Consider the following 21,111-nt stretch of genomic DNA (forward strand, 5'->3'; position numbering starts at 1 on the left):
GGGGAGACCGCCCCGAATGCCCGCCGTGACCGTGGCTTTGTCGTGACGACGGGCCTTCAGCCCGCCGTGACCACGGCCTTCAGCTCACCGTCCGGGCCCGCCAGCAGCACCGGGGTCCCGGCACCGCCCAGGTCCCGTACCGCCGCGCGGTCCTCCTCCGAGGCGGCATCGGCGTCGGAGACGACCGCGGCGGCCTCCAGCGACTTGGCGCCGCTGGCAACGGCCATGGCTACCGCGGTCTGCAGCGCGCTGAGCTTGAGCGAGTCCAGGGCAACGGTCCCGGCGACATAGGTGCGGCCGGTCTCGTCGCGCACGGCGGCGCCTTCGGCCACACCGTTGCGGGCCCGGGCGCTGCGCGCCAGCGTGATGATCTTGCGGTCCTCGGGGCCGAGGTCGGTGCTCTGCGTCATGCCTTGAGCATAGATCGGCACGGTGATCACCCCGCCACGGGATACATCGAGCCGCGCCGGCCCTCGGGGCTCGCCGGCCAGGCCGGCTTCGCCGCCGTGTCCGTCGCCGCGTCCGGCACCGGGTGTGCACGACGACGACCACGTCCGGACGGGCCGGCACACCTTCAGCTGGGTGGACTCGACGACGAGCCGGCCCTCCAGCGGGTGCTCCATCTCCTTGCGGATCTGACCGCCGGGCGCGACGTCGCGCAGCTCCCCTCGGCCGGGGTTATCCGGGCGCGTCTGCTCATCAGGAACTCGCGCAGCTCCCCCAGGCGGTACGCCTTCATGTCGTCCTGCTCGGCCGACGTCGACACGGACTCATGGCCGGTCCAGGCGCAGCCGGTCCGCCCGTGGCAGCCCCGCCACCACCAGGTCGTACGAGTCCTCCGTCAACTCCCGCACCAGCCGCGCCGGGAGCTCGGCCACCGCCACCGTGTTCCAGTGCCGCTTGTTCATGTGCCAGCCGGGCACGATCCCCGGGTGCTCCGCCCGCAGTTGCACCGCTAGATCCGGGTCGCACTTCAGGTTGACCGTCAGCGGTGTGGCGTCCAGCGCGCTGAGGGCGAACATCTTGCCGAGGACCTTGAAGACCGACGTCTCGGGACCGAACGGGAACTCCTCCACCGCTTCGTTGAAGTCAAGGCAGAACGCTCGCAGTTCCTGCGCCGTCAAGCCCCTCGTGTCGCTTTTGCCCCTCGTACCGCTCATCTCGCCGGCTCCTCCTCCGTCACCTGCTTCACCGGTTCCGACAGCACCGTGACGATCTTGTTGCGGCGGCCGGCGGGCGACTCCGCGGTCAGCCGCAGCGCGCGGCCGTCCGGCAGATCCACAACCGCTTCCGCGCCCGCGATCGGGACGCGGCCCAATGCCTTGGCCAGCAGGCCACCGACCGTCTCCACGTCCTCGTCGTCGAGTTCATCCACTCCGTACAGGTCACCGAGGTCGCCGATGTCGAGGCGGGCGGTGACGCGGAAGCGGCCGTCGCCCAGCTCCTCGACCGGCGGCAGCTCCCTGTCGTACTCGTCGGTGATCTCGCCGACGATCTCCTCGAGGATGTCCTCGATCGTGACGATGCCGGCGGTGCCGCCGTACTCGTCGATGACGACGGCGACGTGGTTGCGCTTCTGCTGCATCTCGCGCAGCAGATCGCCCGCGTTCTTCGTGTCGGGCACGAACACCGCGGGCCGCATCGCCGTGGAGACCAGGTCGGCCTCGGCGTCGCGGTTGATGTGCGTCTTGCGGACCAGGTCCTTGAGATACACGACTCCGACGATGTCGTCCTCGTTCTCCCCGGTGACGGGGATGCGGGAGAAACCGGAGCGCAGCGCCAGCGTCAGTGCCTGGCGGACGGTCTTGTAGCGCTCGATCGAGACGAGGTCGGTGCGCGGCACCATCACCTCGCGGACGAGTGTGTCGCCGAGCTCGAAGACGGAGTGCACCATGCGGCGCTCCTCGTCCTCGATCAGCGACTCCTGTTCGGCGAGGTCGACCATCGCGCGCAGCTCGGCCTCCGACGCGAACGGCCCCTTGCGGAAGCCCTTTCCGGGGGTCAGCGCATTGCCGATGAGGATCAGCAGCTGCGGGACCGGGCCCATGACGCGGGCCAGCGGCAGCAGCACGTACGCGGAGGCGGTGGCCGTGTTGAGGGGGTGCTGGCGGCCGATGGTGCGCGGGGAGACGCCGACGGCGACATAACTGACCAGCACCATGACGGCCATGGCGACGAGCAGCGCCGCCCAGGTCTCCTCGAACTCCTCGAGGCATCCGTAAGTGACGAGCACCCCGGCGGCCATCTCGCACGCGACCCGCACCAGCAGGGCGACGTTGAGATAGCGGGTCGGGTCGGCGGCGACCTGCTGGAGCTTGTCGGCGCCGCGCCGCCCCGCCCGTATGGCCTCGGCGGCGCGGAAGCTGGAGACGCGGGCGATGCCGGCCTCCGCGCAGGCTGCCAGCCAGGCGACGACGACCAGCGCGACGGCGCCCGCGATCAGTTGGCCGCTCATGAGACGGTCGGCGCCGGCGAGGGACCGGTCAGGCCCTTCTCCGCCCGCCAGCCGTCGACGATCGCGGCCTGCAGGCCGAACATCTCGGCCTTCTCGTCGGGCTCCTCGTGGTCGTACCCGAGCAGGTGCAGCACCCCGTGGACGGCCAGGAGCTGGAGCTCCTCGTCCATGGAGTGCTGCGTCGGGGCCTCTTCGCCCTGCTTCTTCGCCACTTCGGGGCAGAGCACGATGTCACCGAGGAGCCCCTGCGGGGGCTCCTCGTCGTCCTTGACCGGGGGACGGAGCTCGTCCATGGGGAAGGACATGACATCGGTCGGACCGGGCAGGTCCATCCACTGGATGTGCAACTGCTCCATGGCTTCGGCGTCCACGACGATCACCGAGAGCTCGGAGAGCGGGTGGATACGCATCCGCGCGAGCGCGTAGCGGGCGATGTCGAGGATCGCCTGCTCGTCGACCTCGGTTCCGGACTCGTTGTTGACGTCGATCGACATGGTGCGCGTTTGCTACTTCCCGTTTTGGTCGTCGTACTTCTCGTACGCGTCGACGATACGGCCGACCAGCCTGTGCCGGACGACATCCTGCGACGTGAGCCGTGAGAAGTGGACATCGGGGACGCCGTCCAGGATGTCCTGGACCTGGCGCAGGCCGCTCTTCGTGCCGCCGGGCAGGTCGACCTGGGTGACGTCGCCGGTGATCACGATCTTCGAGTCGAAGCCGAGCCGGGTGAGGAACATCTTCATCTGCTCGGGGCTCGTGTTCTGCGCCTCGTCGAGGATGATGAACGCGTCGTTGAGCGTACGTCCTCGCATGTACGCCAGGGGCGCGACCTCGATCGTGCCCGCGGCCATCAGGCGCGGGATCGAGTCGGGGTCGAGCATGTCGTGCAGCGCGTCGTACAGCGGCCTCAGATACGGGTCGATCTTCTCGTACAGCGTGCCGGGCAGGAAGCCGAGGCGCTCACCCGCCTCGACGGCGGGGCGGGTCAGGATGATGCGGTTGACCTGCTTGGACTGGAGCGCCTGGACCGCCTTCGCCATGGCGAGGTACGTCTTGCCGGTACCGGCGGGGCCGATGCCGAAAACGACCGTGTGCTTGTCGATCGCGTCGACGTAACGCTTCTGGTTGAGCGTCTTGGGGCGGATGGTGCGGCCGCGGCTGGAGAGGATGTTCTGGGTGAGGACCTCTGCCGGCGTCTCCGGCACGGCCTCTCCAGAGCCTTCCTCGGCCGCCCTGAGCATGGCGATCGAGCGTTCCACTGCGTCCTCCGTCATCGGCTGCCCGGTGCGGAGCACGAGCATCATCTCGTCGAACAGGCGCTGGATCAGAGCGACTTCCCGCGCATCGCCGACCGCGCTGACCTGATTGCCCCGGACATGGATGTCGGCCGCCGGGAAGGCCTTCTCGATCACGCGCAGCAAGGCGTCACCCGAGCCGAGGACCGTCACCATCGGATGCTTGGCGGGGACGGTGAAGTGGGCTCGTGCCTGGTCCGGCGCCGGTGTCTGGTCAATGGGTGTCTGAGTCATGGGCCGGCTCTGTGGCCTGCACATACCTCCCGTTGCAGGGTTCTCGCTGCTCGACAACCTCTGGAACACCCAGGGTACGACGTGCCACTGACAGGACCGAAGGCTTTTCCCACGGCCCGCGCCCTCCCCACCGGCCCCGTGCAGCCCGGTTCCCGGCGGGCGGGCGCGCCTCAGACCGAGCGGCCGAAACCGATGGTCGGCACCGCCCGCCGCAGGGGCCACGGCCGGACCGGCGCGGGCAGCAGGCCCTCCAGGAAGCCGTAGCGGCGCAGGGCGGCCGGGTCCTGGTCCGGTGCGGACTGGACGGACTGCCACCACGCGGCGACCTCCGACCAGCCGGGCGCGGACAGTGACCCGCCGAACTCCTGCACCGACAGCGCCGCGGTCAGCCCGGCGAACGCCAGCCGGTCGGCGAGCGGCCACCCCGCCAGCGTGCCGGTGACGAATCCGGCCACGAAGACGTCCCCCGCACCCGTCGGGTCCAGCGCCTCCACACAGATGGCGGGCACCTCCGCGCTCTCGCCGGTGGCGCCGTCCACGGCGTAGGCGCCCTCCGCACCCAGGGTGACGACGGCGAGCCGGACCCGGTCCGCCAGAGTGTGGGCGGCGGCACGCGGGCAGTCCGTGCGGGTGTAGCGCATCGCCTCTGCCGCGTTGGGCAGGAACGCCTCGCAGTGCTCCAGGTCGGCGAGGTCGTCCGGGTCCCAGCGGCCCGACTCGTCCCACCCGACGTCCGCGAAGATCCGCGTGCCCTTGCGGGCGGACTGGGCGATCCACTCGGCGCGGGTGCCGGGCACGAGGGACGCCACCGCGGCGCGGGCGGGCGGCGGGCAGGCGGGGGCCGACTCGTGCGGCGGCGCCTCGTGGCCGTGGGTCACCATCGTCCGCTCGCCCTCGTACGCCATGGAGACGGTGACCGGGGAGTGCCAGCCCGGGACCGTACGGGACAGGGCCAGATCGATGCCCTCGCCCTGTTCGAGGGCGTCCCAGCAGTACTCGCCGTAGTGGTCGTCCCCGAAAGCCGCCGCGAGAGAGGTGTGCAGCCCGAGCCGGGCGAGGGCGGTGGCCATGTTGGCGACGCCGCCGGGGCTGGATCCCATGCCGCGCGCCCATGACTCGGTGCCGCGCACGGGCGCGGAGTCGAGGCCCGTGAAGATGATGTCGAGGAAGACGCTGCCGGTGAGGTAGACGTCGCAGCCGGGATCGTCCGGCGCACGCAGAGCCGCCAGGGGGTCGAGGCAGGCCGAGTGCCGCAGTTGCTCTCCGTTGCGAGTGATCACCGTGCGCGCTCCCGTACGTGATGCAGTTCAAGCCAGTCTGCCCGAAAGCACTCCATGCACTCCAGCACGCATCCGGGCATCGGCCTCGCCGCGATGACGCATGTCGCGGCCGTCGTCACGAACCTGGACCACGCCTGCGACAGCCACTCCCGTGGCAGACGGAGGACGTGATCACCGAGCGGCTCTCCTTCCGGGACGGGCGCCTCACGGTGAGCGGCCGGCCCGGCCTCGGTGTCGACCTGGACCGCTGCAGGCCGGCCCGCCTGCAGCGGCGATGGCTGGACGACGACGGCACGATGTGCGAGCGCGACGACGCGGCGGCGATGCGCGTCGCCGAACCGGGTTGGGTCACCCCCGCCGTGCCCCGCCGGTGAACGGTGCGGGCTGTCCAACGAGCTGAACGGGCACTGCCCAGCGGGCTGAACAGCGGTCTCCACGGCAGGTGGCTCTGAGCGGGGCGCTCCACGGCAGGCGGCGCTACGGCGTGACCGGTCGGAGGATGCCCAGCAGCATCCGGACCAACTCGTCCACGAGCTCGTCGAGCGTCGCGTCAACCCATCCGGCCGTCCAGTCGTGGAGCAGGCCGTTGACGCTGCCGATGAACGCCGCCGCCGCGACCCGGTAGTCGCGCGGCTCCGCCTCTCCCCGCTGCACGGCGTCCTCGGCCTGCGCACATATGAAGTCGACCCAGCGGGCGCGCCGGGTGAGCCGCTGCCGCTCCATCTGCGGGCTGACGCCGATGATCTCGATGAACGTGATCCGGATGCGCCGCGGATCGCCCGTCACATTGGCCGCGTACGCGCGGAAGACCGCCGTCGCCCGCTCCGCCACCGGCAGGTCGGCCGCCTCCGCGAGCGCGGCGAGCGCCGCCTGCTCGGCCCAGTCGTTGACCTGGAGATGCAGCGCGGCCAGCACGTCCTCGAGCGTCCGGAACTCCTCGTAGAACTGCCGTGTGGAGAGCCCCGCCGCATCGCACAGCGCCGCGACGGTCGTCGCGCGGTAGCCCGGGGTGTCGCCGAAGAGGAGCAGACCGGCGTCGAGGAACCGCCGGCGGCGCTCGGCCTGCCGTTCCTCTGCCGACCGGCCCCCGTAACGGCCCGTCGGCTGTCTGAGCCTGCCGCCCACTGGTGCCTCCCTCGTCGATCGCGGACTCATTTTCAACGCGTCCGGAGTCTTGTGGAGCCTGCCACTCCTCGTTACTTTCCAGTAGCCAATCTGAACGGACCCGTTTTCAGACTGCGCGCCCGCTGTCGGGACGCCCCCGTGGAAGGAACGACGATGTCTCAATCCAGCACCAGGCGGGCCGCGGGTGCGGTCGTCGCCGCCCTGGCACTCGCCGCGACCGGTTCGGTGACGGCAACCGCGGCGGCCCCCGCGTCCGCGGCGTCGGCGGCGACCGCGCCGCAGGGCGTCGATGACCGGGCCGCGGACGGCCTGCGGGAGGTGATGTTCGTCGGCAACAACTGGGACGGGACCGCCGATGTCATCGAGGCCCGGGGCGACTTCGCGAAGATCGGGCGGGTCAACGTCATCCCCGACAAGGAACAGCGGCTCACCGAGATCTACCTCAACCCCGTCAAGCTGGCCTTCTTCCTCGGCATCCGCCAGGGCCCCGGCGAAGGTCACGACCAGTTCGTCGACGACATGTACGCAACGCCCGACGGCTCCGCCATGGTCGTCTCCCGGCCCAGCTTCGCCGACGTCGTCTCCATCGATCTCGCCACCGGAAAGATCGACTGGCGCTTCCCCGTCTCCGGCTTCCGCTCCGACCACATGGCCGTCTCCCCCGACGGCAAGCGGGTCGCCGTCTCCGCCTCGACCTCCAACACCGTGCACGTCCTCGACATCGAAACCGGCGAGCAGATGGGGTCGTTCAAGACCGGGGACAAGCCGCACGAGAACGTCTTCACCGACGGCGGCAGGTACCTCTGGAACATGTCGATCGGTGAGGTCAACACCGCGCTCGACGCCCCGTGGCTCGACTGGACCAAGGGCGACCGCCGCATCACCGTCGTCGACGCGCAGACCTTCCAGCAGGTCAAGGTCATCGACATGCGCGAACGGCTCGACGCCTTCGGCCGCGAGGACCTCTCCGACTCGGTCCGGCCCGTCGCCTTCACCCCGGACGAGTCGAAGCTCTACTTCCAGGTGTCGTTCTTCAACGGCTTCCTCGAGTACGACGTGGCGGCGGACAAGATCACCAGGGCCAAGACGCTCCCCAAGAACCCCGCGACCAGCGAGGACCGCGCCACGTGGGTCAACGACTCCCGGCACCACGGCATGTCCATGAGCCCCGCGGGTGACAAGCTCTGCATCGCCGGAACCATGGACGACTACGCCACCATCGTCGACCGCGCGACCCTGCGGGAGAGCCCGCTGGTGACCGCTTCCAAGCCCTACTGGGCGACGGTCAGCGGCGACGGCAAGTCCTGTGTCATCTCCGAGAGCGGCTCCGACGCCGTCACCGCGATCGACTTCGCCACCGGCAAGAAGGTCGCCACCGTCTCCGTCGGAGACCACCCCCAGCGGGTCCGCATCGCCCATGTCCCGGCCGGCTGGACGGGCCCGGCCGCCGGCTGAGCGCACCACGAGCGGGTCCGGACCGGGCCGGACCCGCTTCCCGGCCCGACCCGCTTCTAGCCGGCGTGCTCGAACTCGTACGCCTCAACCTCGGTCAGCAGGCGCGCCCGCCGCTCCTCGTCGTCGTCCAGGAACGACGCCAGGAACGAGTTGCGGGCCAGCTCGCGCAGTTGCTCGTCCCCGAGCCCCAGCGCCTCGTGCACCGCGTGGAACGTGTCCCCCACATAGCCACCGAAGTACGCCGGGTCGTCCGAGTTGACCGTGCACATCAGGCCGGCGTCCATCATCCGCGCCAGCGGATGGTCCTCCAGCACGTCGACGGTGCGCAGCCGCACGTTGGACAGCGGACACAGCGTGAGCGGGATCCGCTCACGCACCAGCCGTGCGACCAGCCCCGCGTCTTCCATGCAGCGCAGCCCGTGGTCGACGCGCTCGACGCCGAGGACGTCGAGCGCCTCCACGATGTAGGCGGGCGGTCCCTCCTCGCCCGCGTGCGCCACTCTGCGCAGGCCGAGCGCCGCCGCCGCCTCGAACACCGCGCGGAACTTCGACGGCGGATGGCCCACCTCCGCGGAGTCGAGACCCACACCGGTGATCCGGTGCAGATACGGCTTCGCCGCCTCCAGCGTCGCGAGCGCCGACTGGGCGGACTCGTCGCGCAGGAAGCACATGATCAGCCGGGTGGAGACGCCGTACCGCTCCTCGGACCGGTCGAGCACACGGCCGAGCCCCTCCACGACCGTGCCCATCGACACGCCCCTGGTGGTGTGCGCCTGCGGGTCGAAGAAGATCTCCGCATGCCGCACGCCCTGCGCGGCGGCCCGCTCCAGATACGCGTCGGCCAGATCCGCGAAGTCGTCCTCGGTGCGCAGCACGGCCATCAACCCGTAGTACAGGTCGAGGAACGACTGCAGATCCTTGAACAGATAGGCCCGGCGCAGCTCTTCGGTGTCCGCGAAGGGCAGCGTGACACCGTTGCGCGCGGCGAGCTCGAAGGCGAGCTCGGGCTCGAGGGTGCCTTCGACATGAAGGTGGAGTTCGGCCTTGGGGAGGTGCATGACCATGGCCCCATCCTAGGCCGCGGCGGCCTCAGGACCGTTTGGGCATCGGGATGCGCCACAGGTCCCTTGCGACGGTCACCTCGCCGTCGAACCCCGCGGCCCTGGCCTGCCGCTCGAAGTCCGCGGCGGCGTCGGTGTAGCGCTGGGAGAAGTGCGTGAGGACGAGATGGCGTACGCCCGCGTCCCGGGCCACGCCGCCCGCCTGGCCCGCCGTCAGATGCCCGTGCTCGGTCGCCAGATGGCTGTCCTCGTCGAGGAACGTCGACTCGATGACCAGCATGTCGCAGCCCTCCGCGAGCACGTGGACGCCCTCGCAGAGCCGGGTGTCCATCACGAACGCGAAACGCTGACCCCTGCGGACCTCGCTCACGTCGTCCAGGGACACCCCGCCGAGCATGCCCTCCCGCTGGATCCGCCCCACGTCCGGGCCCGCGATGCCGTGCGCCGCCAGCTTCTGCGGCAGCATCCGGCGGCCGTCCGGCTCGACGAGGCGATAGCCGAACGACTCCACCGGATGCGAGAGCTTGTGCGCGTACAGGGTGTACGCGCCGGTCCGCGCGACGACGCCGTCGGCGGCGACCGGGACCGGCGCCTCGACGAGCCTCACCGTCTCGCGGTACGCCGTCGCGTACCGCAACCGGTCGAAGAAGCGCTGCCCGCTCTTCGGATAGTGCGCGGACACCGGATGCGGCACCTGGTCGAGGTTGATCCGCTGGATCACCCCGGCGACACCGAGGGAATGGTCACCGTGGAAGTGGGTGACGCAGATCCGGTTGATGTCGTGCGCGGACACGCCGGCGCGGAGCATCTGGCGCTGCGTGCCCTCGCCGGGGTCGAAGAGCAGCCCCTCGCCGTCCCAGCGGAGCAGATAGCCGTTGTGGTTGCGGTGCCGGGTCGGCACCTGGCTGGCGGTGCCCAGCACCACGAGTTCCCGTACGGACAAGGCGGACTATCCCGGGGGCCATTCGAGGCCGCGGCCTCCGAGCACGTGTGCGTGGGCGTGGAAGACGGTCTGCCCGGCCCCGGCACCGGTGTTGAAGACGACTCGGTACCCGCTCTCGACCACCTTGTCGTCGGCGGCGACCTGCCCGGCCTCCCGCAGCACGTCGGCGGCGAGCTGCGGTGCGCGGGCGGCGAGGTCGGCGGCGTCCGCGTAGTGCGCCTTGGGGATGACGAGGACGTGGGTGGGGGCCTGGGGATTGATGTCGCGGAAGGCGACGGTGGTCTCCGTCTCCCGCACGACGGTGGCGGGCACCTCCCCGGCGACGATCTTGCAGAACAGGCAGTCCGCCTGCGGTTCACCGGCCATTCCCGGGCCCTCCTCGCACTCCGACGACTTCCACACGCATCGTATCGGCGACCGGCCCCTCCCGGGCACGGGTACCCGGGGCGGGAGGTGCCCGGGGCGGGCAAGGGCCGGGCAGGGCCGGTCGTGCGACGCCGGGCCGGGCACCCGGGACGGGCCAGCCCCCGGCAAGGGCCGGCCTGCGCCGGGCAAGGGCCGGGCCTCCCATGGCCGACGAGCCCCGGGCCGGTAGAGACAGCGCCGCGCTACGGGAGCGTCGGCGGTTGCTTCGCCGGCGTTTGGGACAGGGACTCCAGCGCCATGCGGATCGCCTCGTCCAGTTGCGGGTCACGGCCGGCCGCGTGGTCCTGGGGGGCCGTGACGACCTCGACGTCCGGGTCGACGCCCCGGTTCTCCACGTCCCATCCGTAACCCTCCAGCCAGAACGCGTACTTCGGCTGGGTGACCAGCGTCCCGTCGACCAGCGAGTAGCGGCTGTCGATGCCCACGACGCCGCCCCACGTGCGCGTGCCGACGACGGGCCCGATGCCTAGCGCCTTGATCGCCGCGTTGACGATGTCGCCGTCGGACCCGGAGAACTCGTTGGCGACAGCGACGACCGGACCGCGCGGCGCGTCGAGCGGGTAGCTGGACGGCTGCATTCCTCGCGGCAGGTCCCAGCCGACGATCCGCCGGGCCAGTTTCTCGACGACCAGCTGCGACGTGTGGCCGCCGCGGTTCTCCCGTACGTCCACGACCAGCCCCTCCCGTGCCACCTCGACCCGCAGGTCGCGGTGGATCTGGGCCCAGCCGGGGGCCTGCATGTCGGGGACGTGCAGATAGCCGAGGCGGCCGCCGGACTGCTCGTGGACGTAGGCGCGGCGGCCGGCGACCCACGCGTGGTAGCGCAGGGGTTCCTCGTCGGCGAGGGGGACGACGACCGCGTACCGCGGGTCGCCGCCGCCCGCCGGGGACACGGTCAGTTCGACGGGCTTGCCGGCCGCGCCGACGAGCAGCGGCCCCGGTCCCCTGACCTCGTCGACGGGCCGGCCGTCGACGGCGAGCAGTGTGTCGCCGGCGCGCAGGGCGACACCCGGCGCGGCGAGCGGCGAGTGCGCGTTCGGGTCGGAGGTCTCTGACGGCAGGATGCGATCGATGCGCCATGTGCCCTCGTCCGTACGGGAGATGTCCGCGCCGAGCAGCCCCTGCCGGGTGGACGCGTCGCCGTGGCCGCCGTACGGCATGACATAGGCGTGCGAGGTCCCCAGCTCGCCCTGGACCTCCCACAACAGGTCGACCAGGTCGTCATGGGTGGCGACCCGGTCGAGGACGGGCCGGTAGCGCTCGAGGACCCCGTCCCAGTCGACGCCGCCCAGGTCCGGCCGCCAGAAATGGTCGCGCATCAGCCGGCCGGCCTCGGCGTACATCTGCCGCCACTCGGCCGCCGGTTCGACGCTGCGGCGCACCCGGGACAGGTCGACGGTGACGCTCGCGCCGCCGTCGTTGTCGTTGTCGTCGTGCGAGACGTCACGGTCGCTGGGGACGACCTTGAGCTTGCCGCCGGTGCACAGCAGGACCCGCTTGCCGTCGCCGGTGACGCGGAAGTAGGACGCGTCGGAGGAGAGTTCCTCGACCCGCTGCTGTCCCAGGTCGTATCGCTCCAGGGTGGTCTTCGGCCCCGGTGCGTCCGGCGTGGCGCGGCCTGCGCCGAGGACGCCGCGCAGTGGGTGGCGCAGCCACAGCAGGCCGTCCTTGGCAGCACGCAGACCCGAGTAGCTGGCGGCCTCGACGGGGAAGGGCACTATGCGGTCCGCGAGCCCGTCGAGGTCGATACGGGTGACGGGCGCCGCGCCCTCCTCCTGCTCCGAGGAGCCGTCCTTGTCAGCGTCGAAGGCCCGGCCGTGCCGCTGCGGCCCGAACGGCGAGGGCGTGGCCGCGGCCAGGGTGATCAGATGCGGCCGGCAGCCGCCGACGAAGGCCAGGTCGAAGACGTGCGCGTCGTAGACGGGGTCGAAGGCCCGCTCCGACAGGAACGCGAGGTGCTTGCCGTCGAGGGTGAAGGCGGGCTGGAAGTCGGCGAAACGCAGCGGCGTGGCCTCGGAGACGGTCAGATCACCCGTGTTGGCGAGTTTGATCTGCCGCAGCGGGTTGGGGCCGGGGTGCGACCAGGCGAGCCAGGCCGAGTCGGGCGAGAAGACGAGACCGTCGGCGTCGCCGTGCTCGCTGCGGTCGACCTCGCGCACTTCGCCCGTCTCGCGTTCGACGAGCAGCACCCGGCCGTCGTGCGAGGCGACGGCGGCCCGGCTGCCGTCGGGGGCGACGGCCAGGCTCAGTACGCGGCCGAGCCGGCCCGCGGCGAGCCGGCGCGGGGTGGCGCCGGCCGCGGTGCCGGTGGCGGGTGCGAACTCCAGGGCGTCGTCACCCTCCGCGTCGGTCACCCAGACGACGTGCTGTTCGCCGTCGGCCCGGAAGGTGCGCGGCAGCCTGGCCCGTACCCCGGGCTCGGTGGCGAGCGAACGCGCCGGGCCCTCGCGGTGGGTGACCCAGTGGATGCCGCCCCGGATCTCCACGGCGCTGCCCCGGCCCGTGTGATCGGGGGCCGCCGCGCCGAAGTCGTGGTCGGCGTCCACGGGCCGGGGCTGCAGGTCGGTGCGCTGCCCGCCGAGCCGGATGTCGAGGCGGCGCGGCTCGGCGCCGTCCAGGTCATCGACGATCCACAGCTCGCCCGCACCGACGTAGGCGACGCGGGTGCCGTCGGTGGCGGCGTGGCGTGCGTAGAAGCCGTCGACGCCGGTGTGGCGGCGCAGGTCCGAGCCGTCGGGCAGGGAGGAGTACAGAGCACCGACGCCCTCGTGGTCGGAGAGGAAGGCGACGCGGTCGCCCACCCACAGCGGGTACTCGATGTTCCCGTCGAGGTCCTCGTGGAGGCGTGCGAAGTCCCCTTCGCCGTCCCGGTCGATCCACAACTTGCCCGCCGTGCCGCCGCGGTAGCGCTTCCAGGCGGCGGCCTCGCGGCCCATGGTGGCCGACAGCAGCAGCGTATGCGGGCCGCCGAACGCGACGGCGCCGACCGGCCCGTACGGGAGGGTCTCGGAGGGTCCGCCGTCGAGCGGCACCGCGTGCGCCCAGGTGCGGCGCAGCGACGCCTGACCGTGGGTGGTGAGCGCCAGCACCCGGCCGTCGGGGGTCCATCCCCGCACCGAAGTCCTGTTGCTGCCCCAGTGGGTGAGCCGGTCCGAGAGGCCGCCGTCGACGGGGGCGAGGTGGACCTCGGGGGCGCCGTCGCGGTACGAGGACCAGGCGACGTGTGTGCCGTCGGGCGAGATCCTGGGATGGTTCACGGGCATGTTGTCGGCGCTCACGCGCCATGCCCGGCCGCCGTCGAGCGGCGCGACCCAGACGTCGTCCTCGGCGGTGAAGGCGATCAACTCGCCGTGCAGATGCGGATACCGGAGGTAGGCAGGGTGCGTCACACCGTCACCCTAGGCAGGTGGGAGCCGTGTCGGGAGGGTTTCGGATCACTTGGCCGGAACGGCGGTCACCGTTTCCGTGACGGTGACGGTGACGGTCGGCCGAGGCTGCCCGGGCCGTGGCTGTTCCGGCCGGGGCGGGGCGCTGCTCGGGGTGGCGGCGTCGCAGTCGCCGAGCATGGTCGCCTGGAAGACGACCTTCTTGTCGACCTTGGCGGTCATGTCACCGCGGACGCACTTACCGGCGCGCTCCTCGGTCACCTTGCCGGTGAGGGTGATGTCCTGGCCGGATTCGGTCTCTCCCTGGCAGTCGACGGTGGCGCTGCGGGGCGCGGCGGGGGTGCCGGAGGCCGCGGGCGCGGGCGCGGGTGAGGCATCGGCCTTCGCGGTACAGCTGAACCAGGCCACGTCGAAGGTGAGCCGCTCGAGAGTGCTGGTCGCCGTGCGGTCCGTGGTGATGGCGACCGCGGCGGAGTTGAGCCCGCCGGCCACCGGCTCGCACGCGGTGACGCCGGCGACCGCCGCCGCGCAGGCGGCGAGCAGGGGCAGGGTGCGTCTTGACGCCGTCATGGTGGCAGAGTGCCACCGGCTCCCCTGCGGGAGAAGAGGGGTTGACGCCAGTTCACACCACTGGGCGGCACCCGGTGTTCAGGACCAGCGGCCGGTGCGCCCCAGCAGCAGCGCCGTCGCCGCCGTACCGGCCGTGGAGGTGCGCAGCACGCTGCGGCCCAGCCGGTACGGTTTCGCTCCCGCCTCGGCGAAGGCGGCCAGCTCCTCCGGCGACACCCCGCCCTCCGGTCCGACCACCAGCACGATGGAACCCTCCGCCGGCAAATCGGCCGTCGCCAGCGGCTGTGCGCCCTCCTCGTGGAGCACCGCCGCGAAGTCGGCCGCCGCCAGAAGTGCCGCCACCTGCTTGGTCGTCGACGCCTCCGCGACCTCGGGGAAGCGGAGCCTGCGCGACTGCTTGCCCGCCTCACGGGCCGTCGCCCGCCACTTGGCCAGCGACTTGGCCCCGCGTTCGCCCTTCCACTGGGTGATGCAACGGGCCGCCGACCACGGGACGACCGCGTCCGCACCGGTCTCGGTCATGGTCTCGACGGCGAGTTCGCCGCGGTCGCCCTTCGGGAGCGCCTGCACGACGGTGATGCGCGGCGTCGGATCCGGCTCCTCACGGCAGTCGCGCACCTCGACGACAAGACGGTCCTTGCCCTCCGTCGAGACGACGGCGCCTGCGGCTCCGCGGCCCCGGCCGTCGGTGAGGACGATCTCCTCACCCGGCTGGAGCCTGCGTACGGACACGGCGTGCCGGCCCTCGGGGCCGTCCAGGGTGACGGCCGCGCCCGGAGCGACGCCTTCGAGCGACTCGACGAGGAAAACAGGAGCGGTCATCGCACACCACCGCCGAGCGCGAACGCGGCCCGCGCCGAGTCGGTTTCGGCCGCGAGCACCCCCACCAGCTGGGCGGCGGGCATCTCGCGGGCCAGCCGGTGGCCCTGCCCTGCCCACAGCGCCATGCCCTGTGCGTCGCCCGCCTTGGCCGCGGCCTTGCGCAACGGACTCGTCATGTGATGCACCTCGGGATACGCGGCGGGGGCATACGGCCCGTGCTCCCGCATGAACCGGTTGACCAGCCCCCGCGCGGGCCGCCCGGAGAACGCGCGGGTCAGTTCGGTCCGTACGAACAGCGGATTGGTCAGGGCCCGCTTGTGCAGCGCGTGCGCCGCCGACTCCGGGCACACCAGGAACGCCGTGCCGAGCTGCGCGGCGCTCGCGCCCGCCGCCAGGACCGCGGCGATCTGGCTGCCGCGCATCAGACCCCCGGCCGCGATCACAGGCAACTGCACGGATTCCTTGACCAGTTCGAGGAGCGCGAGCAGCCCCAGACCGGCTCCGTCGGTCGCCGGGTCGTCCCGGTGGGTGCCCTGGTGCCCGCCCGCCTCGATGCCCTGCACACACACGGCGTCGGCGCCGGCCCACTGCGCGGCCTGCGCCTCCTCGGGCGTGGTGACGGTGACGACGGTGAACGTGCCCGCCTTGGTGAAGGACTCGAGCACGCTGCGCGGAGGGCAGCCGAAGGTGAACGAGACGACGGGGACGGGATCGTCGAGCAGTATGGCGAGCTTCGCGTCGTAGCCGTCGTCCCGACCTGAGTCGGCGTCACCCAGCGGGGTCTCGTACCACGTGGCCTCACCGGCCAGCTGATCCCGGTAGACACCGACGGCGGCGGGGTCGGCGGTGCCGGGCTGCGGCATGAACAGATTGACGCCGAAGGGACGGGCGGTGAGCCCGCGGACCTGTTTGACCTCCTGGTACATCCCGTCCGCCGTCTTGTACCCGGCGGCGAGGAACCCGAGCCCGCCGGTCTCCGAGACGGCCGCGACCAGCTGCGGGCAGGAAGCGCCGCCTGCCATGGGGGCCTGCACGATCGGATGACGGCAGAGATCGGTCAGCGCGGAGGACATGCAGGCATCGTGCCACGTCCCGGCCGGGCGGCCGAATCCCCCGTTCCGGGGTGTGCGCGGCACCTGCGGCGGGCTCGTCCCTCGCCCCGCCCGCCTCGTCCGGCCTGACGGCCTGGGAGGTACCCCGTCCCGGAACCGGGCTCCGTCCGGGCCCTGCGGCCCGGCGCCCGTCCCGCGCCTCGACCGCCGGGGAGGCCGTGGAATCCAGCCCCTCCGGCGGTTGAGGACACCGCGCGCAGCGCGGTACGGGTCCGGGCGAGCCCGGTTGGAAAACGGTCCGCAGCGGCCGCGCCCGCCAGGCTAGTGCTGTGGCCGGAAAGGTTTGCCGGAAAGCTCGCGGCGTCCGGTGCGGTGCATCGCAAGGCGGAGGATCTCCCGCGTACTGGATGTACTTGGGTGATGCGACAACGCAGCGAGGTGTCGTGCCGGGCGTCGCGAGCCGGTGAACCTTTCCGGTCACAGCACTAGCGCCCGTTGAACGCGTCCTTCAGGCGCGAGAACAGCCCCTGCTGCCCCGGCTGGAACTGACCCGTCGGCCGCTCCTCGCCACGCAGCTTCGCCAGGTCCCGCAGCAGCCGCTCCTGCTCCGGATCCAGCTTCGTCGGCGTCGTGACCTCCACGTGCACGATCAGGTCGCCGCGCCCGCCACCGCGCAGGTGCGTGATGCCGCGCCCGTGCAGCGGGATCGACTGCCCCGACTGGGTGCCCGGCCGGATGTCGACCTCCTCGATGCCGTCGAGCGTCTCCAGCGGGCACTTCGTGCCCAGCGCCGCCGCCGTCATGGGGATCGTCACCGTGCAGTGCAGGTCGTCGCCGCGCCGCTGGAAGACGGGGTGGGCGACCTCGTGGATCTCGACGTACAGATCTCCCGCGGGGCCGCCGCCGGGGCCGACCTCGCCCTCGCCGGCGAGCTGGATGCGCGTGCCGTTGTCGACACCGGCCGGGATCTTCACGGTCAGCGTCCGCCGCGAGCGGATGCGGCCGTCGCCGGCGCACTCCGGGCACGGGGTGGGCACGACCGTGCCGAAGCCCTGGCACTGCGGGCACGGCCGCGACGTCATGACCTGGCCGAGGAACGACCGCGTCACCTGCGAGACCTCGCCGCGGCCGCGGCACATGTCACAGGTCTGCGCCGAGGTCCCCGGCGCCGCGCCCTCACCCGAGCAGGTGGTGCAGACGACGGCCGTGTCGACCTGGATGTCCTTGGTCGTGCCGAAGGCGGCCTCGTTGAGGTCGATCTCCAGACGGATCATCGCGTCCTGGCCGCGCCGCGTACGCGAGCGGGGCCCGCGCTGCGAGGCCGTACCGAAGAACGCGTCCATGATGTCGGAGAAGTTGCCGAAGCCACCCGCGCCGAAGCCACCCGCGCCGCCGCCTCCGGCCTGCGAGAGCGGGTCTCCGCCGAGGTCGTAGACCTGCTTCTTCTGCGGGTCCGAGAGCACCTCGTACGCGGCGTTGATCTCCTTGAAGCGCTCCTGCGTCTTCGGATCCGGGTTCACATCCGGGTGGAGTTCGCGCGCGAGGCGGCGGAAGGCCTTCTTGATCTCGTCCTGCGATGCGTCGCGGCGCACGCCGAGTACGGCGTAGTAGTCCGTGGCCACTTACGACTCCGCCAGGATCTGTCCGACGTAACGTGCCACTGCGCGTACCGCTCCCATCGTTCCGGGGTAGTCCATGCGGGTCGGTCCGACCACGCCGAGTTTGGCAACTGCCTCGTCGCCCGAACCGTAGCCGACAGCGACCACGGACGTGGAGTTGAGTCCTTCGTGGGCGTTCTCATGACCGATCCGTACGGTCATGCCCATGCCGCCCGATTCCTTCGCCTCGCCGAGCAGTTTGAGAAGCACCACATGCTCCTCCAGCGCCTCCAGCACCGGCCGGATGGTCAGCGGGAAGTCGTGCGCGAAGCGGGTCAGATTGGCGGTGCCGCCGATCACGAGCCGCTCCTCGGTCTCCTCGACCAGGGTCTCGAGCAGCGTGGAGAGCACCACGGAGACGGTGCCGCGGTCCTCGTGATCGAACGATTCGGGAAGGTCCTGCACCAGCTTCGGCACATCCGCGAAGCGGCGTCCCACGACCCGGCTGTTGAGCCGGGCCCGCAGGTCCGCGAGCGAGGTGTCGCCGAACGGCGCGGGGCAGTCGATCATGCGCTGCTCGACCCTGCCGGTGTCCGTGATCAGCACGAGCATCAGTCGGGCGGGCGCGAGGGAGAGGAGCTCCACATGCCGGACCGTGGACCGCGTCAGCGACGGGTACTGGACGACGGCGACCTGCCGGGTCAGCTGCGCCAGCAGCCGCACCGTACGGCCCACGACGTCGTCGAGGTCGACCGCCCCGTCCAGGAAGTTCTGGATGGCGCGGCGCTCGGGCGACGACAGCGGCTTGACGCCTGCCAGCCGGTCGACGAACAGCCGGTACCCCTTGTCCGTGGGAATCCGGCCGGCGCTGGTGTGAGGCTGGGCGATGAACCCCTCCTCCTCCAGCACGGCCATGTCGTTGCGGACGGTGGCCGGGGAGACGCCGAGCTGGTGCCGCTCGGTGAGCGCCTTGGAGCCGACGGGCTCCTCGGTGCCGACATAGTCCTGGACGATGGCGCGCAGCACCTCGAGCCTGCGTTCGCTGAGCATTCGTGCGCACCTCCATCTGTGGTTCCTCGTGTGTGGCTTGGCACTCGGTGCGCCCGAGTGCCAGCATTCCCCCGGCCAGTGTACGGCCGCCGGGTACGGGGGTAGCAAGGGTGGCCGACCGTGCGGTCGGACACGCTGTGTCAGGGGCCCGCCAAGGTCGATGCGAACGTGTTGCGGATAGCGTCGCCGCATGGACGTCAGTTGGGAAGACCTCGGCTGGGAACGACTGGCCGACGGGGTCGGCCGTCGCCGTATGCCCCGCTGGGACGCGACCGTCGGTCTGGTCGTCGGCGAGGACGCGGTGCTGCTGTTCGACAGCGGCTCCACGGTCCGCGAGGGCGCCGAGGTACGGGCCGAGGTGCAGGCTCTGCTCGGTGGCCTGCGGGGCCGACGGATCCGGCGGGTGACGCACATCGCACTGAGCCATCCCCATTTCGACCATGTGCTGGGCACGGCGGCCTTCGCGGGGGCTGAGGTCTACGGCGCGGTGGGCATGGACGCGCTGCTGCGGCGGGACCGGGACGTGATCCGCGCCGACGCGGTGCGGCACGGAGTCGCACCGGACGACGCGGCGGAGGCCGCCGACCTGCTGGTGCCCCCGCAGCACAGCGTGTGCGGCGAGTGGACGCTGGAGCTGGGGGGACGCCAGGTACTACTGGCCAACGTCGGCCCCGGCCACTCCGGCCACGACCTGGCGCTGCTGGTGCCGGGCAAGCCGGAGGTGGTCTTCTGCGGCGACCTCGTGGAGGAGTCCGGTGAGCCGCAGGCCGGCCCGGACGCCATCTTGTCCCGCTGGCCCGCGGCACTCGAGCGGCTTCTCTCGCTCGGCGGCGAGGACGCCCTGTACGTGCCCGGACACGGGGCGGCGGTGGACGCGGGGTTCGTGCGGGCTCAACGGGATGCGCTGGCAGCTCGTTTCGGCGTGTCGTAGGGCGGCCGGCCGTATCGTCGTGCGAATGCGCAGCTACAGCCCTGATCTCACACCGCCGTGGAAGCGGTCGAAGCCCGCCCCCGAGGTCCCTGCGGACCCCGACCTGGTCGTCGAGGAGGTGGCGACAGGCTTCTGCGGCGCGGTGATCCGGTGCGAGGCGGGGACGGTCACCCTCGAGGACCGCTTCGGCAAGCACCGGGTCTTCCCGCTGGAGCCGCGCGGCTTCCTGCTGGAGGGCCAGGTGGTGACCCTGGTCCGCCCCGCGCCCAAGGCTCCGAGTCGTCCGTCCCGTACGGCCTCCGGCTCCATCGCCGTCCCCGGCGCCCGGGCCAGGGTCGCCCGTGCGGGCCGCATCTACGTGGAGGGGCGACACGACGCGGAGCTGGTGGAACGGGTATGGGGCGACGACCTGCGCATCGAGGGCGTGGTCGTGGAGTACCTGGAGGGCATCGACGACCTGCCCGCGGTCGTCACCGACTTCGCCCCCGGCCCGAACGCCCGCCTCGGCGTCCTGGTGGACCACCTCGTCGAGGGCTCGAAGGAGTCCCGGATCGCGGCCTCGGTCACCGGCCCGCACGTGCTGGTGGTGGGCCATCCGTACATCGACGTCTGGGAGGCGGTGAAGCCGTCCTCCGTGGGCATCCCGGCATGGCCGAGGGTGCCGCGGGGCCAGGACTGGAAGACGGGCGTCTGCCGGGCGCTGGGCTGGCCGGAGAACACGGGCGCGGCCTGGCAGCACATCCTGTCCGGGGTGACGAGCTACAAGGATCTGGAGCCGTCACTGCTGGGGCAGGTGGAGGAGCTGATCGACTTCGTCACGGCGCCTTCGTAACGTTCGGCAGGGTACCGAAATCTGAAGTGTCGAGCGTCAGCCCAAGGGCATCGAGGGGGACCGGCTCCCCGAACTTGCTGGTTCGCTCCGCACGGTAGTCGGCCTGCTCACCGATGCCGCCGGGTTCGGTCAGCACCACGCACTTGCCGGCGAAGGGATCGATGATCAGGTACGTAGACACCCCCCCAGCAGCGTAGATCGACCGCTTGGTCACGTAGTCACGGAGCTTGCTCGTCTTGGACACCACCTCGACGAGCATCGTGACGATGGCGGAAGGCAGCAGCCGCCCGGATGCGGGAGCCGCGTCCCGGTCCAGTACGACCAGGTCGGGTTGCGGCTCGCTGCCCTCTCGGAGGAGATCGATGTCCTGGGTCTGCAACCGGTGCCAGCGATCGCGGGGAATCGCGTCCTGAACAGACTGCACGATGAGGTTGTGGACCAGATCCGGCCCCGCCATCATCACGATTTCCCCCCTGAGGAGTTCGATCTTGACCCCCTCAGGAACCTCAAGGCTCTCGAAGAACTCGGTCATCCGGTGATCATCCACAGCGGTCATCTCCGTGGCCCTCCACTTCCGCCGCGGTCTTTGAGCGGCA

The 21,111-nt window shown here is 71.4% G+C and carries 20 protein-coding genes and 2 pseudogenes; 4 read left to right on the forward strand and 18 right to left on the reverse strand.

From position 1 onward, the window contains the following. Nucleotides 1-56: 56 nt before the first annotated feature. The 7 genes and pseudogenes from ACZ4SA_RS08020 to ACZ4SA_RS08050 form a co-directional block, all read right to left on the reverse strand. Complete coding sequence (locus tag ACZ4SA_RS08020; RefSeq protein WP_468271029.1) at nucleotides 57-410, reverse strand: cytidine deaminase; 354 nt, start codon at nucleotides 408-410, stop codon at nucleotides 57-59. Nucleotides 411-436: 26 nt separating this feature from the next. Further along, a pseudogene (locus tag ACZ4SA_RS08025) lies at nucleotides 437-665 on the reverse strand (XRE family transcriptional regulator); the annotation flags it as partial. 105 nt (nucleotides 666-770) lie between these two features. Continuing rightward, nucleotides 771-1,124 (reverse strand): MmcQ/YjbR family DNA-binding protein, encoded by a 354-nt coding sequence (locus ACZ4SA_RS08030; RefSeq protein ID WP_468271240.1) that lies wholly within the window; start codon nucleotides 1,122-1,124, stop codon nucleotides 771-773. A gap of 32 nt (nucleotides 1,125-1,156) precedes the next feature. Then, entirely contained in the window at nucleotides 1,157-2,455 is a 1,299-nt protein-coding gene (locus ACZ4SA_RS08035; protein ID WP_468271031.1) for a hemolysin family protein, read from the reverse strand. Next, on the reverse strand, nucleotides 2,452-2,949 hold the full coding sequence (gene ybeY / locus ACZ4SA_RS08040) for an rRNA maturation RNase YbeY (RefSeq protein ID WP_468271032.1): 498 nt from the start codon (nucleotides 2,947-2,949) through the stop codon (nucleotides 2,452-2,454). The genes ACZ4SA_RS08035 and ybeY overlap by 4 nt, the downstream gene beginning before the upstream one ends. Nucleotides 2,950-2,961: 12 nt before the next feature. Continuing rightward, nucleotides 2,962-3,984, reverse strand: a complete 1,023-nt coding sequence (locus ACZ4SA_RS08045; RefSeq protein ID WP_468271034.1) for a PhoH family protein — start codon at nucleotides 3,982-3,984, stop codon at nucleotides 2,962-2,964. A 170-nt stretch (nucleotides 3,985-4,154) separates the two neighbouring features. Then, complete coding sequence (locus ACZ4SA_RS08050; RefSeq protein ID WP_468271036.1) at nucleotides 4,155-5,264, reverse strand: carbohydrate kinase family protein; 1,110 nt, start codon at nucleotides 5,262-5,264, stop codon at nucleotides 4,155-4,157. Between the two features lie 51 nt (nucleotides 5,265-5,315). Here ACZ4SA_RS08050 and ACZ4SA_RS08055 point away from each other — a divergent pair. After that, a pseudogene (locus ACZ4SA_RS08055) lies at nucleotides 5,316-5,638 on the forward strand (enolase C-terminal domain-like protein); the annotation flags it as partial. Nucleotides 5,639-5,741: 103 nt separating this feature from the next. Here the strand turns inward: ACZ4SA_RS08055 and ACZ4SA_RS08060 are convergent. After that, entirely contained in the window at nucleotides 5,742-6,389 is a 648-nt protein-coding gene (locus ACZ4SA_RS08060) for a TetR/AcrR family transcriptional regulator (protein ID WP_468271038.1), read from the reverse strand. A 153-nt stretch (nucleotides 6,390-6,542) separates the two neighbouring features. Here ACZ4SA_RS08060 and ACZ4SA_RS08065 point away from each other — a divergent pair, with 153 nt between their 5' ends. Further along, nucleotides 6,543-7,844 (forward strand): YncE family protein, encoded by a 1,302-nt coding sequence (locus tag ACZ4SA_RS08065; protein ID WP_468271040.1) that lies wholly within the window; start codon nucleotides 6,543-6,545, stop codon nucleotides 7,842-7,844. Between the two features lie 56 nt (nucleotides 7,845-7,900). On the opposite strand, the gene ACZ4SA_RS08070 is transcribed toward ACZ4SA_RS08065, so the two are convergent. From ACZ4SA_RS08070 to hrcA, 9 genes are all read right to left on the reverse strand, one after another. Next, nucleotides 7,901-8,902 carry an adenosine deaminase gene (locus ACZ4SA_RS08070; protein ID WP_468271242.1) on the reverse strand — a complete coding sequence of 334 codons (1,002 nt, stop codon included), beginning with the start codon at nucleotides 8,900-8,902 and terminating at the stop codon, nucleotides 7,901-7,903. Nucleotides 8,903-8,933: 31 nt separating this feature from the next. Continuing rightward, nucleotides 8,934-9,848: a ribonuclease Z gene (locus tag ACZ4SA_RS08075; protein WP_468271041.1), complete on the reverse strand. Its 915-nt coding sequence runs from the start codon at nucleotides 9,846-9,848 to the stop codon at nucleotides 8,934-8,936. Nucleotides 9,849-9,854: 6 nt separating this feature from the next. After that, the gene (locus tag ACZ4SA_RS08080) at nucleotides 9,855-10,214 is read right to left on the reverse strand and encodes a histidine triad nucleotide-binding protein (protein WP_468271042.1); all 360 of its coding nucleotides are present in this window, start codon (nucleotides 10,212-10,214) and stop codon (nucleotides 9,855-9,857) included. Nucleotides 10,215-10,456: 242 nt separating this feature from the next. Beyond that, entirely contained in the window at nucleotides 10,457-13,663 is a 3,207-nt protein-coding gene (locus tag ACZ4SA_RS08085; protein WP_468271044.1) for a S41 family peptidase, read from the reverse strand. Nucleotides 13,664-13,708: 45 nt separating this feature from the next. Beyond that, complete coding sequence (locus ACZ4SA_RS08090) at nucleotides 13,709-14,230, reverse strand: hypothetical protein (protein ID WP_468271046.1); 522 nt, start codon at nucleotides 14,228-14,230, stop codon at nucleotides 13,709-13,711. 78 nt (nucleotides 14,231-14,308) lie between these two features. Then, complete coding sequence (locus ACZ4SA_RS08095; RefSeq protein WP_468271048.1) at nucleotides 14,309-15,052, reverse strand: 16S rRNA (uracil(1498)-N(3))-methyltransferase; 744 nt, start codon at nucleotides 15,050-15,052, stop codon at nucleotides 14,309-14,311. Further along, a complete protein-coding gene (locus tag ACZ4SA_RS08100; protein WP_468271050.1) occupies nucleotides 15,049-16,125 on the reverse strand; it encodes a nitronate monooxygenase in 1,077 nt (358 codons plus the stop codon). The genes ACZ4SA_RS08095 and ACZ4SA_RS08100 overlap by 4 nt, the downstream gene beginning before the upstream one ends. Nucleotides 16,126-16,589: 464 nt before the next feature. After that, complete coding sequence (gene dnaJ, locus ACZ4SA_RS08105; RefSeq protein WP_468271052.1) at nucleotides 16,590-17,726, reverse strand: molecular chaperone DnaJ; 1,137 nt, start codon at nucleotides 17,724-17,726, stop codon at nucleotides 16,590-16,592. Next, entirely contained in the window at nucleotides 17,727-18,752 is a 1,026-nt protein-coding gene (hrcA, locus tag ACZ4SA_RS08110; RefSeq protein WP_468271054.1) for a heat-inducible transcriptional repressor HrcA, read from the reverse strand. Nucleotides 18,753-18,942: 190 nt separating this feature from the next. Between hrcA and ACZ4SA_RS08115 the strand changes: the two genes are divergently transcribed. After that, nucleotides 18,943-19,683, forward strand: coding sequence for an MBL fold metallo-hydrolase (locus ACZ4SA_RS08115; RefSeq protein ID WP_468271055.1), 741 nt, complete (start codon nucleotides 18,943-18,945; stop codon nucleotides 19,681-19,683). 25 nt (nucleotides 19,684-19,708) lie between these two features. Next, nucleotides 19,709-20,515, forward strand: coding sequence for a DUF3097 domain-containing protein (locus tag ACZ4SA_RS08120; protein ID WP_468271057.1), 807 nt, complete (start codon nucleotides 19,709-19,711; stop codon nucleotides 20,513-20,515). On the opposite strand, the gene ACZ4SA_RS08125 is transcribed toward ACZ4SA_RS08120, so the two are convergent. Continuing rightward, nucleotides 20,499-21,071, reverse strand: a complete 573-nt coding sequence (locus ACZ4SA_RS08125) for a Uma2 family endonuclease (protein ID WP_468271059.1) — start codon at nucleotides 21,069-21,071, stop codon at nucleotides 20,499-20,501. The two genes, ACZ4SA_RS08120 and ACZ4SA_RS08125, sit on opposite strands and share 17 nt — an antisense overlap. Nucleotides 21,072-21,111: the final 40 nt, after the last annotated feature.

Source organism: Streptomyces sp. NPDC027962 (assembly GCF_055566095.1).

What these genes read in the sequence shown, in the direction of transcription:
- ACZ4SA_RS08020 (WP_468271029.1), bottom strand. Translation starts at nt 410, where the DNA reads ATGACGCAGAGCACCGACCTCGGCCCCGAGGACCGCAAGATCATCACG.
- ACZ4SA_RS08035 (WP_468271031.1), bottom strand. Translation starts at nt 2,455, where the DNA reads ATGAGCGGCCAACTGATCGCGGGCGCCGTCGCGCTGGTCGTCGTCGCC.
- ybeY (WP_468271032.1), bottom strand. Translation starts at nt 2,949, where the DNA reads ATGTCGATCGACGTCAACAACGAGTCCGGAACCGAGGTCGACGAGCAG.
- ACZ4SA_RS08045 (WP_468271034.1), bottom strand. Translation starts at nt 3,984, where the DNA reads ATGACTCAGACACCCATTGACCAGACACCGGCGCCGGACCAGGCACGA.
- ACZ4SA_RS08065 (WP_468271040.1), top strand. Translation starts at nt 6,543, where the DNA reads ATGTCTCAATCCAGCACCAGGCGGGCCGCGGGTGCGGTCGTCGCCGCC.
- ACZ4SA_RS08070 (WP_468271242.1), bottom strand. Translation starts at nt 8,902, where the DNA reads ATGCACCTCCCCAAGGCCGAACTCCACCTTCATGTCGAAGGCACCCTC.
- ACZ4SA_RS08080 (WP_468271042.1), bottom strand. Translation starts at nt 10,214, where the DNA reads ATGGCCGGTGAACCGCAGGCGGACTGCCTGTTCTGCAAGATCGTCGCC.
- ACZ4SA_RS08090 (WP_468271046.1), bottom strand. Translation starts at nt 14,230, where the DNA reads ATGACGGCGTCAAGACGCACCCTGCCCCTGCTCGCCGCCTGCGCGGCG.
- ACZ4SA_RS08095 (WP_468271048.1), bottom strand. Translation starts at nt 15,052, where the DNA reads ATGACCGCTCCTGTTTTCCTCGTCGAGTCGCTCGAAGGCGTCGCTCCG.
- ACZ4SA_RS08100 (WP_468271050.1), bottom strand. Translation starts at nt 16,125, where the DNA reads ATGTCCTCCGCGCTGACCGATCTCTGCCGTCATCCGATCGTGCAGGCC.
- hrcA (WP_468271054.1), bottom strand. Translation starts at nt 18,752, where the DNA reads ATGCTCAGCGAACGCAGGCTCGAGGTGCTGCGCGCCATCGTCCAGGAC.
- ACZ4SA_RS08115 (WP_468271055.1), top strand. Translation starts at nt 18,943, where the DNA reads ATGGACGTCAGTTGGGAAGACCTCGGCTGGGAACGACTGGCCGACGGG.
- ACZ4SA_RS08120 (WP_468271057.1), top strand. Translation starts at nt 19,709, where the DNA reads ATGCGCAGCTACAGCCCTGATCTCACACCGCCGTGGAAGCGGTCGAAG.
- ACZ4SA_RS08125 (WP_468271059.1), bottom strand. Translation starts at nt 21,071, where the DNA reads ATGACCGCTGTGGATGATCACCGGATGACCGAGTTCTTCGAGAGCCTT.